This is a genomic window from Ehrlichia ruminantium, assembly GCF_009728835.1.
Classification (GTDB): Bacteria; Pseudomonadota; Alphaproteobacteria; order Rickettsiales; family Anaplasmataceae; genus Ehrlichia; species Ehrlichia ruminantium_B.
On the sequence record NZ_CP033455.1, the window covers coordinates 1,290,929 to 1,307,228 of the forward strand.

The 16,300-nt window shown below is 29.0% G+C and carries 5 protein-coding genes; 1 reads left to right on the forward strand and 4 read right to left on the reverse strand.

Annotated features, from left to right (window positions below):
* Nucleotides 1-180: 180 nt before the first annotated feature.
* On the reverse strand, nt 181-2,808 hold the full coding sequence (gene acnA, locus EDL80_RS04445; RefSeq protein WP_158406971.1) for an aconitate hydratase AcnA: 2,628 nt from the start codon (nt 2,806-2,808) through the stop codon (nt 181-183).
* Between the two features lie 678 nt (nt 2,809-3,486).
* Complete coding sequence (apaG, locus tag EDL80_RS04450; protein WP_158406972.1) at nt 3,487-3,891, reverse strand: Co2+/Mg2+ efflux protein ApaG; 405 nt, start codon at nt 3,889-3,891, stop codon at nt 3,487-3,489.
* Nucleotides 3,892-5,766: 1,875 nt separating this feature from the next.
* On the opposite strand from apaG, the gene EDL80_RS04455 reads away from it, so the two are divergent.
* Nucleotides 5,767-6,846, forward strand: a complete 1,080-nt coding sequence (locus tag EDL80_RS04455) for a 5-(carboxyamino)imidazole ribonucleotide synthase (protein WP_158406973.1) — start codon at nt 5,767-5,769, stop codon at nt 6,844-6,846.
* A 1,397-nt stretch (nt 6,847-8,243) separates the two neighbouring features.
* Here EDL80_RS04455 and EDL80_RS04460 read toward each other — a convergent pair.
* Together EDL80_RS04460 and EDL80_RS04465 are read right to left on the reverse strand one after the other, a co-directional pair.
* Nucleotides 8,244-10,457 carry a hypothetical protein gene (locus EDL80_RS04460; RefSeq protein ID WP_158406974.1) on the reverse strand — a complete coding sequence of 738 codons (2,214 nt, stop codon included), beginning with the start codon at nt 10,455-10,457 and terminating at the stop codon, nt 8,244-8,246.
* A 1,262-nt stretch (nt 10,458-11,719) separates the two neighbouring features.
* Nucleotides 11,720-15,556, reverse strand: a complete 3,837-nt coding sequence (locus EDL80_RS04465) for a hypothetical protein (protein ID WP_158406975.1) — start codon at nt 15,554-15,556, stop codon at nt 11,720-11,722.
* Nucleotides 15,557-16,300 lie beyond the last annotated feature (744 nt).

Genomic DNA, 16,300 nt, shown 5'->3' on the forward strand with positions numbered 1-16,300 from the left:
TGCACTTCTTCCCAATGAATCATTAACACTTAAAATACAATGGACTAAACTTTTCATAATTTACCTAATAGATAATTATGTAAAATACAATACCTAAAACATTAATGTACTACTTTTGCATTATATCACTAGTTCCATAAGTGATAGAATTTTCTTGTACTTATAACGTCAAATATTTATTTAATTTGCTATCATTTTCATAAGTACATACTGCAATACACCACCACTTTTAAAATATTCAACTTCAATAGCAGTATTAAGATTACAAACTACATCAATACTCTGACTAGTGCTATTTTTTCTAAAAATAACACATTTTAACTCTTGATTTATACCCACTTTACCAGTAATCGTGATGACTTCATCACCTACTAAATTTAATGTCTTCCTAGTACACCCATCCTTAAATGTTAATGGTAACACTCCCATACCAACAAGATTCGACCTATGTATACGTTCAAAACTTTCTGCTATAATAGCTTTAACATTCAGAAAAAAAGTACCTTTAGCAGCCCAATCTCTACTCGATCCACTACCATATTCCTTACCCGCAACAACAACCAAAGGTACATTATTTTGCTGATAAAGTTGTGATGCATCAAAAATTGACATCTCTTCACCAGTAGGAACATATCTAGTTAAACCACCTTCACTATGCACCATCTCATTACGCACACGAATATTAGCAAAAGTACCTCGTGTCATGACATGATGATTTCCTCTCCTTGATCCGTAAGAATTGAAATCTTCTACCATAACATTATTTTGCAATAAAAACTTACCAGCTGGACTATGTAAAGCAATATTACCTGCAGGAGAAATATGATCAGTAGTAACACTATCACCTAACAATGCCAAAATATTTGCATTATTGATATTAACCTCATCACCATTATCTAACCTAGAAGACAAATTTTTAAAATACGTTGGATTTTGTATGTACGTACTATCTACATCCCACTCATATATATCGCTCTCAACATATTTCAAATCTTCCCAATATTTTCCTCCATTAAATATATTTTTATATCGCTTAGTAAACACTTGCTTATCAATAGTACTCTGTATCACTTGATTAATTTCATCATTAGATGGCCAAATGTCTGATAAATAAATATTGTTACCATTATCATCAACAGCTATAGGATCAGAAGTAAGATCTATATCAACAGTACCAGCTAAAGCATAAGCTACAACAAGTGGAGGAGATGCTAAAAAGTTAGCTCGCACACATGGATGTATTCTTCCCTCAAAATTACGATTACCAGATAAAACTGCTGCAACTAATAAATCATTAGATTTAATATCTTCTTCAATATGAGCAGCCAATGCACCAGAGTTTCCAATACAAGTAGTACATCCATATCCAACTAAATAAAATCCAAGAGCATCCAAATGCTTTTGTAATCCTGATTTGACCAGATATTCTGTTACAACTTGCGAACCAGGAGCTAATGAAGTCTTTACCCATGGTTTAGATTTTAAATTCAACATATTAGCTTTACGTGCAACAAGTCCTGCCGCAATCATTACATTTGGATTTGATGTATTAGTACAACTAGTTATTGCAGCAATAACTACATCACCATTCTTTAAATGTTTTGCTGATTCATTAGTTTTAGTTGATTTTACGCCTAAACTTGTTAATGTTGTTTTCACTTGAGAAAGAAAAATCTTATCTTGAGGTCTTTTCGGACCAGCTAATACAGGTTGTACCTCACTTAAATCAAATTCTATCTCATCATCATATCTTAGCTCCTCTTTAGTATGCCATAAATATTGTTCTTTAGCATAAGATTCTACTAAATCTATAAGAGATAAGTCACGTCCTGTTATATCTAAGTATTCTAAGGTTTTATGATCTATTGGAAAAAACCCACATGTAGCTCCATATTCAGGAGACATATTCGCTACAGTTGCTCTATCAGCAATAGATAAATTATCTAAACCTTCACCAAAAAACTCAACAAATTTTCCTACAACACCTTTACTTCTCAAGATATTAGTAATTGTCAATACCATATCAGTTGCAGTAACACCTTCCAACAACTTACCTACCAGCTTAAACCCTATAACTTCAGGAATCAACATAGTAATCGGTTGACCTAACATGACTGCTTCAGCCTCTATTCCTCCTACACCCCATCCTAACACGGACAATCCATTAATCATAGTAGTATGACTGTCAGTACCAACTAAAGTATCAGGATAAACTAAATTACCATCATTCCATATAACTTTAGCAAGATATTCTAAATTTACCTGATGACAAATACCAGCTCCAGGAGGTACAACACGAAAATTCTTAAATGCATATTGTCCCCATTTTAAAAATTTATACCTTTCCAAATTTCTCTGCATTTCTATGGAAACATTTTTATCAAAAGAACTATCTGTTCCATATGAATCAACCTGAATTGAATGATCTATAATTAAATCAACTGGTACTTTAGGATTAATTATAGCCGGATTACCACCATTTTCCTTTACGTAATCACGCATTGCAGCTAAATCAACCACTGCAGGGACACCTGTAAAATCCTGCATTAATACTCGAGCAGGTGTAAAATTGATTTCATAATTTATATGTTCATCAGCACATTTAGCTAATTTTTTTATGTCTTCAATTTTAACACTAAATCCATTTTCATTACGTAATAAATTTTCAAACAGTACTTTAAGTGAATATGGTAATTTTCTAATATTAATACCTAACTCTTCAGATGCAACTCTAATACTAAAATACTCATAACAATTTTTACCAACATTTAATTTTTGCTGTGAATTCAGAGAATTTAAAAATCCCACGCTATAAACTCCAATAACTTAACTTTTCATCTAAAATAACTAATACATGAATACCAATAGTACCATTAAGTATATATCACCAAATTCTTAAATTAAAGTGTTCTTAATAACTTCCTATAAAGAATTAACAGCATACTTACTAAGCTTTTATAACTTAAATTTATTACGAAAACTCACAAGTTTAATATTCCTAACAATTCTACAATTTCACAATTGAAACACTTACAAGATTTGTCCTTAAACATTATATACACTTATTTAGAAAATACACTACTAGTACAAAAAAATATAATTGATTTGATTAATACTCCTAATAGTATTATAAACTTCTCATTAAATATTATAATGTATATCACTTTTTAATAACATATACCACTATTGATAAAGCCAGCTTTTACAAAACGCATAATTAATTCATTTAATAATATAATTTTACAATCAAGCATCAATATAAATTAACTCGTAAAATAATAATTCATGTCTAATTAATGAGTATTATTATGCTTTATAGACAATAATATAATTCATAATAGTAATATCTATAAATAATACTTACAATATTTTCACTTAAACATTGATCTAACCCGGTAGATAAATTAGTAAATAGCCCGAGCACTTCTTTAACTAAATTATCCGTTAAATAAAAAGTAAGTATAGAAAGCCCTATTTCATTAAGGCTCAATGTGGTTTTGTATTAACATATGGACTATCAAGAGAGAACATAGGTATATTCACATAAAAAATCTGCGCAGCATCCTCGTCCATAAACTGATACTCTCCATGCATCATACCAGATGGAGTACTTAAGTATGCTCCACTAGTATACTCAAAAAATTCACCAGGTTTTAAAACCGGTTGTTTACCTATTACACCAAGTCCTGTTACTTCATTAATAATACCAGTAGAATCAATAATCTTCCAGCTCCGTCTCAATAGTTGGACAGTAGAAGCACTTTTATTTTTCACCCTAATATTATACAACCATATATAACAATTCTCATGAGGAGCTGACTGCTCTTCCAAATAACTTGGGACAACCTTAACTTCAATAAGTTTTGTCATACTATAATATTGCAGCGTCATAAATAACCCTTAGTCACATGAAGATGATACACTAATTTTACTTATACATCAATATACAATAATACTCGAATTCCATAAGCCAACAATTAACAATAAAATCACCCTTTCAGTAATTAACTTATTTTCAAAAAGGCCATATTAGATATATCACCCTTTAGTATACTTATAAAATATGGATGCCATATTGTAAATTAATTTTCTTACTCAAGTAAGGTTATTATTAAGCTTAAAACATTACCATACCATTTACTAAATATTGGAACTTTAAATAAAATTAAGTAATTAGAAAACATAATACAGTAGAATGCCAATAAATCTGTAATTATCCTTAATTCATTATTAATTATGTTTTAGTATTATTTAACAATTAATTAATCCTCTAGTTAGAATTACTAGTGATATCACAATACTATATATCCAGACAGCCACATCAATAGCATTGTATACATTAATATAATTTTAGACTATAGCATGTAATAATTAGAAAATAACATGCACAACACTAATGAAAACAGATGGTATTAACAATAACCAACTATAACATTTATAAAATGTTTAAATTTATCACTTTCTACTAAACTACCACAATTCTTAATCATCCGAGAATCATATACATATTTTTTAATTTACTTCTTAGAACTTATATGTAGATATTCAAGAATGATACTTATATCATAATGGAACCAAAATATAAATCTACCACTGATATTTGGCATTCTCTTAATAATAAATACTTCAGCTATTAATTGATAAAATACCCAATATAGCAAAACTTTATAACATTGATAATTTAAAGTACTTGTATTGTATATTGCCTACTACACAATATACTCAGCACTCACTTCTACAACTATATATACGACTTGCTCTATACTTATAACTTCATTAATTTATTTTTCATATCAAAGACATGTTACAAATCTTAACAACATTATTGCTATCACAGTAGATAGTTGATTATATTTTACAGTCTATCCATTATAACATATTAGAGACACAGACTGAGAAAGTATAAATATTTATAGTGACACAAATCAAATACAGTTGAAAAAACAGTAATGATGAGTATTCCAACTAAATAAATATATTATCCTTCATTAATCCATATTTCATGTTAAAGTTTTCTTACTAAATTTAATAACAAATACTATGATCGTAGCATTAGACAAAAGTCATTAAGAAATAAATATGTTATAAATCTAACTTTGGTATAATCTTGTATATACTAAAAGTAGCAATCGCTATTAAAATAGCATGTCTGCCCTATTAACAAGCATACAAAGCTTGAGAAATTATCAGTAATACTCATAAAGCAACTTATTATACTTTAAGTCTAAAATACTTTAGAGCTATACATCCAAAAATTACAAATACCTATAGTTACACAAACTAAACACAGTTATGGCATCAATAATGATTAGCATCTCTAATAAATACTAAATATGTTTTCCATTAATCCATATTTTATATTAAAGTTTTCTTACTAAATTTAATAACAAATACTATGATCATAGCATTAGACAAAAGTTATTAAGAAATAAATACGTTATAAATCTAACTTTGGTATAATCTTGTATATACTAAAAGTAGCAATCGCTATTAAAATAGCATGTCTGCCCTATTAACAAGCATACAAAGCTTGAGAAATTATCAGTAATACTCATAAAGCAACTTATTATACTTTAAGTCTAAAATATTTTAGAGCTATATATCCAAAAATTACAAATATCTATAGTTACACAAACCAAACACAGTTATGGCATCAATAATAACTAATATTCTCAATAAATATTAAATTGCTCTTTCATTATTTAATTGACTTACTTTTTATCGCGAGATTATCATTACCTTAGTTATTACAAAAAATTACTATCTATGCCATACAATTCATATATACCCCCTGGTTCAACTATTGGAATCTTAGGTGGTGGACAGCTTGGAAAAATGATATCTGCAGCTGCAACAAAATTGGGGTATAGAACTCATTTATTAACAGACAATCCTGATAATCCATCAGCACAAGTCACAAATCATATAACTATATTAGATAACCACACTAACACAGCAGAACTACTCGAATTTGCATCAAGTATAAACGTAGCAACTTTAGAATTCGAAAATATTTCAAGTAGTATTATAAATACCCTACAACAAAAAACACAAGTTCACCCTGGTATACAGGCTTTATACATTTCACAGAACAGAATACGAGAAAAACAACACATAAAAAACTTAGGTATTACAACTACAGACTTTATTGTAATTAATAGCTATGACGATTTAATACATGCCATACTAGAACTTGGATACCCAACATTACTAAAAACAGCAGAATTAGGATATGATGGAAAAGGGCAATACCTAATAAAAGAACAAGATGATTTAAATAAATTATCCAATATAGACTGGGAAATAACATATGTTCTTGAAAAATTTCTCAATATTGATAAAGAAATTTCTATTATAATATCAAAGAATATACATGGAGAAACAGAATTTTTCCCTATTGCAGAAAACCATCACGATAATGGTATTCTTGTTAGATCTTCTGTACCAGCACAGATCGACCAAGGAATTCGTATTAAAGCACAAGAATTTGCAAAAAAAATTGCAGAATCACTTAATTTAGTTGGGATATTAGCAGTAGAGTTTTTTATTACAGATACTCAAGAACTTATAGTAAATGAAATAGCACCACGTCCTCACAATTCTGGACATTGGAGTTTAGATGCTTGTAATATAAGCCAATTTGAACAGTTAGTAAGAGCAATTTGTGGATTACCTTTACAACCAGTAAGGCTATTATTTCCATGTACCATGCATAACATACTAGGAGAAGATGTACACAAATACTATCAACATAACACTCAGGTAAATGAGAGCATATACATCTATGGAAAAAATAAAGTTAGTAAAAACAGAAAAATGGGACATATCAATATTCTGCAATACTAAGTTTAGGACATTAACTAGTATAACTAATCAACTGATTTGTACTGTACCAATCAATATAAAATTTTCTTAGAAGAACACTAATATAATATGTCTTTAAGTTTCATACACTAGACTTGCAGTATTTCACCGAGACAATAATTCATTTACCCGAACTACACATATCATTAAATTAAACTTCAATAAAAACATATATAATACACTTGCTACTTAGTATGATTACTTGACCATATTGGATAATCTCAACTAATAACCTAAACACCTACTGTAATACACATAATAGAACAATAAGATACATTAAGCATTGAAAGAAACATTACCAACAAATCATTTTATATCAAAACAATAGGCTATACCTAGTTGGTCTACAAAACAATCAAGATAAGCTCAACTGCTATTAAATTAAACCCCAATACATAATAACAACTTAAATTCTATCAACCATTAACTTATTAATTACCACAAACCCTAAACACTACAAACCATCACATACAAGATAAAAAATAGCTAAATAATAGATAGGGTTCACAACATATACAGAACTTACAAGCTTTATTCACTATTAAATTTATCAATTGCCACAAACCCTAAACACTACAAACTATTACATGTAAGATAAAAAATAACCATAATAATAGATAGGGTTCACAACATACACAGAACTTACAAGTTTATTCACTATTAAATTTATCAATTGCCATAAACCATCACATATAAGATAAAAAATAGCTAATAGATAGGGTTCACAACATACACAGAACTTACAAGCTTTATTCACTACTAAATTTATCAATTGCCACAAACCCTAAACACTACAAATCATTACATATAAGATAAAAAATAGCTAAAACAATAGATAGGGTGCACAACATATACAGAACTTACAAGTTTATTTACTATTAAATTTATTAATTGCTACAAACCCTAAACACTACAAACTATCACATGTAAGATAAAAAATAACCATAATAATTAGATAGGGTTCACAACATATACAGAACTTACAAGTTTATTTACTATTAAATTTATTAATTGCTGCAAACCCTAAACACTACAAACCATTACATATAAGATAAAAAATAGCTAAATAATAGATAGGGTTCACAACATATACATAACTTAAGCCTTATCAACTCAAAATTTATCAGCTATCACAAGTATCTAAACACAATAAAACTAGTTAAAAACAATATTCATTTTATCCATAATAATACTACATTATTAACTATATACAAAATATACACATTAAAAAAGCTTGTTACGAAAGAATAAAATGAATATAAATCTACATTAACAATAGAAGATAATACACACAGAATATTTACATATCTCATCATAAACTATGTTATACAAATACTAAAATTAAATTTATTAATGCATATATAAAATTACTACATGTCTTAACTATACCAATCTTCACAGGTAATTTTTACCATGCCTCCTGCACCTTCTTCAGTAGAATGAGTACTGAAATTTGCACATCCTCCTGCTCCAAAATACTTACTAGTATTTTCCTCCAATAACTTTCCAGATGTACACTCATTACCACTAAGTTCCTCAAACAAAATGTCTTGCACAAAATTTTGATATGGAATAAGTCTCACTCTTTTATAAACAGGGATATTATATGAAATTCGATTTCTATGATTATCAACTATTCTATAATAAAGCATGTTCCTATCATGAACAGCATGATTACTAATAATGTTTTTTACTTTATCATCAGACAATTTACCACCACCATTTGCTGTTAACTTTACTTCACATATTTCTGTATCTTTACCATCACGTTTTTTATGTTTACAAAATTCAATAATAGAATCTGATCCTATAGACTGATCAATGTTAACATTTTGATTAACATCAAAATGTATTTTGACAGAATATTGATCAGATTTTTTTATTTTAAACATTCCCATAACATACTCACCAGGTTCCCCTGCTTTACTCTCACCATTTTCATCATCAATTTTACCAGATTGTCCCCCACCCCAAATTTCCACTTTAATAAAATCACATTTATTAGGTACATTATACACACCAGTAAGTTCAGGATGAGATAACCACACATCTACATCTTTGTTACGAGTAATTTTCCGTTTATTCCCTAAAAATGAACTACTACTTGATGTGTTAGTCTTCGCAGCATATATTGTGGTTTTAAAATCATCAACACACATTCCCATGGAATAATAATCTAACAGTTCTAGATCATTTTGTAATTTTACGTCTAAAGAAAGTTCTTCTTTGTTATCCGCATTAAAAAATCTTATGACATCAGCATCAAATCTACCATGTTCAGTATAATACTGAGTTAAAACTTCAGGAGGAAATTCCCACGATTTTTTATACCTTAACTTTAATTTATGATCTTGATATAAATAAAATGAGTTCTTTAAGTTATTACATGGATTATCTTCTGTATACATGTTCAATTTAATATCAGCATTTTGTTCACCAGCAAAAAAATAATACCCATCCTCATTTATAAATATCTCATCTAAGAAACTCTGCATCTTGTCTTTTAAATCATATTCATAATCAGCACACTGAATATATTGCTTGTTTTTAATTTTTACATAACGAACCATTCTACTGTACAATGGTCTAAGCCATATATATCTATCATATTCATCTTCACGAGTTTTCAGAATATATCCAAAAATAGCATTAAAGCTACCAACACTATCTATACACTTTACTTTCACCCTATCATCACGTTTATATTTGATTCTGCTACCTATAGACTCATCTTTTACAGGAAATACTTTTTTCTTTGAATTTTCTTCCAAATAAAACTTATGATTATCAAGGTTAATTTTAGGCTTTATAATAAAACCAATATTATCCTTAACAACATATTCCTCTAATGGAGCTGTTCCAATAAATTCAACTTTCATCTGATTATACTTATATTTACTTAATGTCAGTGCAGTTAATACTGGTATAGGAATACATTTAGGTGGTCGTGGATCTTGAGGATTTTCAATACATATTTTATTATTATCAACCATATAAGCCTTTAAACCATAAAAATCTCCAGTAAATTCAGTACGACCGTTTCTTCTCACAAAATCATTATAAGACATAAAAACCTCATCCTTATATATACTATCATTTCTGGATTCTATTACCCTAATCCCTGGATTAAAAAACGTCTGACTAAAGAATTCAACAGGAACAAACCTAACCATATCTTTTCCCTCAAGAATACCCTGACAAAATGGGACAGGATAAGCTCTACGTGATATTGCCTTACATATTACATGATCGTTACAACTCAAATGCCAATCTGACTCCATCGGAAGATTACGACATGAATTTACATTACATATACATAATTGTGGGCGAAAAAAGTTACTTTCATCAATGTAGACAATAAAGTTCTGTAACCCATCATCTGTTCCTTTACATTCCCCAACTTTAATATTAAGCCGATAAGGCAAATCGTCTATTGTCACTTCATTATCTGCAAATTTTAAATGTCTACCACCTAAGCTTGTTTCTCTATCTGTACTGTAACTACCTGCAAAAACACAAATACTAAAACTACTTACACACAATATAAACAAACATATTAAATTTTTCACAATAGTAAAATTATATCTATGCATAAAATATATCTACAATAGAGAGAATAAGACATTTTAAGATACAATTTTTAATATATTAACTATATTTTGCAATAAATATTATAAATAAATTAACTATTTTTTATTTTAACAATAAAATATTTTTTACGTAATTATCAATATACGTAGTAGTAAAACAATAAAACCATTCATCTGTTCATAATAAACATATATCAAACACATGTTATGCCAATAAAAACACAACAATAAGGAGAATATCCTACTGATTTTTATATATTTTTTCATTACAGAGTAAAAATCTGCACTATTTATATATTCCTTACACAAAAAAATTATATATAATCCAGTAATAGTAATTAATCCCATCATTGACACTGATACAACACTGTAATATGGGATTCAGGAATGCATTTGCTAAAAAATGCAGGCATATGAAATTAAAATACATAGAAATCTCAATCACTTGGACATGTCATCATAAAAAATCATAAATTAATCACTTAAACTTCAAGACATTGATTCTTATTGAGCAAATTATTCAAGAAACGAAATTTATTACACGTACAATTATCATTTAACAAATATACTAAAACAATATTATTACTTTTTCGAACATCTAATGTATAGTTACAAAAAATCTATAGAACAACTAAGTCACTTTTACAATATACAACCTGCCTATAAAGTCAGTAAGAGATAAATATGTTATAAACTAACTTTGATATAATTTGCATGTACGAAATGCAATAAATTACCACAAAAATGATAGATATGCCTTATTAATAAGTATAAAAAGCTTAAGAAAATTAGTAACACTTATTAGATGTTAAAAAAATATATAGGCATTCCCACATCCACTTATTTAATTTTACTAGTAGTTTGATAATCTAAAAATTTACTGTGGTAGTCATTAAATACTTATCAACCACATATCAGACTTTATATAAAATATCATTAAAGATTACCATGTCAAAATTATAACTACTCTTTGTTATAATACAACATTCAAATATTTACTCACATTATTTCACATAACTAACTTTTCTAATTCTCATTATAGAACTTCTATTTGTCATACCATTATAGGGGATAATCATGTACCCTAATATCATATTTATTTACAGTTCAATAAGATTAACTCATCTATAAGAAAGTTATAATTTTGATATACCATAACCTTGATTTTTGTATCTACACAGAAGTTGGATATTATTATTCTAATATTACGCACTATACAAAATACTAAAATTATTAACTTCTAAACTTGTACATCATTACTAATACTATCTAGGAGGCTTCCCATTATCTGCTACACTCTTCTTTAGTACTAAATTTTTCTTCCTATTTTCCTTGTCCGCATCTTTCAACTTCTTCCTGTTCTCCGGTGACATATTATAAAACCCTAATATTCTCCATAAGTCCTCTTCAGCTACTGACCAACAGACATGTTGTTTGTTACTAGTATTTTGAAGATCAATATAACAACAACGATATGTATAACGATTTTTTGACTGTTGGGTTTCTAATGGTTGTTTGGTACCATAACACGACAAGCTAATGTTTTCATCAGTCACACACATCTCATGTTCACTATTGGTACTACTATCACTAGTCAATTCAAACCTAAAACTATTATCACCTTGATTCGAATAACAACACTTTCCATCTTTCACTCTACATGAAACTCTAATACCTGCATTTTTTTCTGTACCTTTTGGTAAGGTACGACTTTCCAAGTCTTTTATTTTTTGTTCTATACTATTATTAACAAAACCACAAGTATCACTTGTCCAATCTTTTACATTATTAATAGACATATTTAGCTCACTATTATTTTCATTAGTGGAAATGCAAGATAACTGATAGCTATTATACTTATCAACAGTACTATCAGATTTAGCACATATAGAAACAGATTTTAAACACCCCTTATTTTTCATATCATCTGCAATATCAAGACAAAATGTATTTTTTTCTACATCATAAGCATACCTTAATTCTTGTTTTTTAGACGACACCCAGCTACTTGAAAATGATAAGATCAAAGCTCCCTGACTTCCTACATAACCCATATTTCTTCCTTCCAGCAGCGTTCCAGTATTCAATCCATTACCAAATATTTTCTTAACAATATTATTATAATCAAACATTTCTAGCATATCACTACCTAACACCTTCCAGCAAGTACTATCAGGTCCATTCTGCTTTACATCACTACAACAGTTATATAATGAATGATCTTCTTGATCCATATAACAAGATAACATCTTTTCACTCTGACTCTGTTGTATAGTATTACTTACATTATCCTTAGAAACTATAGGGAAAGGTCCACAATATTTACTATTTTTACATTTATCATCATCTTTACAACACTCATCTTGACTATCACGATCATAAACACTACGTAAAACATAAATATTAACTTCTTTTATGCATTCTTGATGATTTGTATATGTCCCAACTCTACAAAGTTGCTTTTTACTATCATCATAAATATACATTCTATCACCTGTATTTGGTGATTTACCTAACAAAGCAGTAATCCCTTCATTAAAAGCTTTTCTATTCTTTTGTGGCAAACTACCATAATCAAACATTTTTATCACATTATGACCAGAAATCTTCCAACAAATATTTTTATCATTCGTACCATAACAACACCTATATAACCCATCATCCTGTTGTGTACCATTCTTATACATATAACACGATAAGACAGGTAACTGTTGGTCTTTATTTTCTTCAATAATCAAATAATGATCATGATTTTGTGTATATATCATTTGCGGCCCATTAGTATCATATTGAGTATAACACCACTGATTACTCTTATTTAACCCATACGGCATATTTATATATGATATATTGACGTTACTTTTTGCAGACTCAATACTTTTTAGCAACTGTTGTTTATTATCCTCTACTGTAATAACTTTACATAAATCTTTATCACCAAACATAACAATAGGTTTATGAAACTTAGTAGACTGACTATCACATGAAGGATAAACACAAACTCCTTTTACACATTCTTGCTGACCAACCTTAGTTCTACACAACTTTCCATTATAATAAGCATATTTATTAGTATCACTTTTATCATGTTTCCACTGTTCACATGTTATCCTCACCATACCATCTGTACCCTGTTGAATAGATTTACCTATACGTGCACATCCTCCAGTACCTGGATACTTACTGTAATTTTTTTCCCACGAATTAACAGGCCCAACACAATCTTTACGAGACAAACCCATAGTACCATCACGAAAATCATATGAGCTACCCCATGGAATAAACTTATTATGTTCCCTAAAATTATCCACAACTTTCGGAAAATTCATACCAGTAGCAGATCTATAATGCACTACAATACTATCATCAATAAAAGAATGTCTTTTCTCGCATGCACCAGTAGTACACCCACGCGCTACAAGCGCTATATCACATTTAGTAGGATCACCTTCATCACATAATCCTACTACAGTATCTTCCCCATACTGCCCTGGAAATCTTCCACCCTCACCAACATATATAAACAATTTTTTATTACCTGTAACTGCACTAGCCTTCAACACTCCAAGAGTATAATGGCCAGAAGTACCGTTATAAACTTTATTATCTTCTATATCACCAGCTTGTCCTCCACCCCAAGCTTCAATTTTTATAAAATTACACTGATCATATTTACCTATCTCATGTACATATTGTTTTTCTACATCACCATTTGCATACCTTTGTACATTATAATCATACTTAGGGAACTGATCTACACACATTCCTTGAAAATATAAATTTCCTTCTACTAAACCATCCAATTCTTTTTCTTTAACAAAAAAACCATCTATATTCTGTAATTCACTGACATTTTTTCTGAGCCCAAAAGTTTGAAAATCATCACTTGTATATTTATATACGCAATGCTTGATCTTTTTACCATTATCAGAAAAATATTCTACTTTTCCAAATATACACTCCTTATCATCCTCAATCTCTTTAGAGTACTCAGACACATAGAAATACAATTCACTATCGTAACATGAACTTCGCTTTATACTTCCACCACGTTTATTGTCTCTATTACGAATTACGTAATAATCACCATAAGATTCAATAGATGCTACAAGAGATTCCATATTCACATTATCAAGATCATAGCTAAACATATCATCACATGGGAAATAACGCTTTGCTTCCTCATCATATATATGACGTACTAACTTTTTTTTATTTAATCTTACCCAGAAATATCTATGTCCTCCAATAGTCTTATCGTATTTCTTTATATAATATAACTTTCCTGGAAATTCTAACCCACTTAAACACTGTATATTACTACTCTGATTAAGTGCAGTAGAAGAACCTACTCCAGTACTACTACTTTGACTGGGCGCAGTAGAAGAAACCGCTCCAGTACTACTATTCTGACTAATTGTGAACTCATAATTATCACTAACATTGGGTTTTACTATTTGAACAGATTTACCAATAGTACTTTGCAATTTTGTTAAATCCATTTCCTCTAACGTATCAACATATTTATGTCCAACAGGATTACTAATACTCTCGTCAACCGTTTTTTTAACATGAAATTTAGTAATCAGTTTTCCATCTTTTTGCTCAAGGACAGGATATTTTAACGATGGAATAGGAAAACACTGCTTTATACAATTACCCATCTGTTCATAATAAATACACATAGAATCCATGTTGTGTCGATGAATTCCATAATAAGTAACACCATACTTCGATAATAAAAGAGTATCTTGTTGATTCTCTCTATATTTTTTCATCATAGATTCAAAATCCGCATTTAGTAATTCATCCCCTTTTGGCACTGGTATAACACCGTGAGTAGGGTGCATTAAAAATGCCTTTGGATAAAAAAATGAATGCATATAAAATGGAAGCATCCGAAAATTCAAAAGCTTAAATTGCCTAAAAATATTTTCACAAAAATCACAGACAAAGTTATCAACTTCATCAACACTGTGAAAATTACTACCACTTACTTGACTATCTACTACACATTTAGAGAAACTAGAATATGGCAGAACTATACATAGAAAGAATATGATAAGATATTGATTAATTTTTAACAACACACACCTATTCATAAACTTCTACTGCCTATACAAGACTTTACAAAGATATCTATCCTTTACTCTCAACAAAAAAGTATATTTCTAACAACCAGATCACATATAAATGACTATACATATTAGAAAAACCAAGAAATACCTTCCGCAATACTACATCACAATAGTAAAACCAGTTCATATAAAATTACATATTACCCTGATTTATTATATGAAGACCAAAACTACACTAATATATTATATGTCAACTCTAGTAATACACACACTCCTCCAAACTACTTATCTAAAGTAGGCAAACATTTCTTAACCAATCCTAAATCAATAAGCAGTTCACAATCAAGCTGAAACCCAAGTTAAATTACTATGTAACCATAACAACAATACATCACGTAAACCTTTAACTATAAAAGACTGTATAACAACATACTCTTGATGGTGATCTTCACTACACTCAATTATTATTATACCTAATTAGCCTACCATATAGATAATGCAACTTATACCACTTAAAAGAGAAATTTACATTATAACAACAAATCAAGCAACAGTTGCTAGCATATAAATACAAACTTACAACCTAAAATTAACTATCCATTAACAAGTAAACATATATAATGAACAACTATTTGTAAGTATAGAATAATGTTTAGCTGGAATACAAGTAGCTTTGTTCTAAAATAAGATCAAAGTTGCACAATTTGTAATACTCACAATATTCACTATTTAACCTAATAGTTCTTTAATCAATTTACTGAGGTTTAT

Bases quoted from the DNA above. Each gene is read 5' to 3' on its own strand.
- apaG (WP_158406972.1), bottom strand. From the start codon at position 3,891: ATGACGCTGCAATATTATAGTATGACAAAACTTATTGAAGTTAAGGTT.
- EDL80_RS04455 (WP_158406973.1), top strand. From the start codon at position 5,767: ATGCCATACAATTCATATATACCCCCTGGTTCAACTATTGGAATCTTA.
- EDL80_RS04460 (WP_158406974.1), bottom strand. From the start codon at position 10,457: ATGCATAGATATAATTTTACTATTGTGAAAAATTTAATATGTTTGTTT.
- EDL80_RS04465 (WP_158406975.1), bottom strand. From the start codon at position 15,556: ATGAATAGGTGTGTGTTGTTAAAAATTAATCAATATCTTATCATATTC.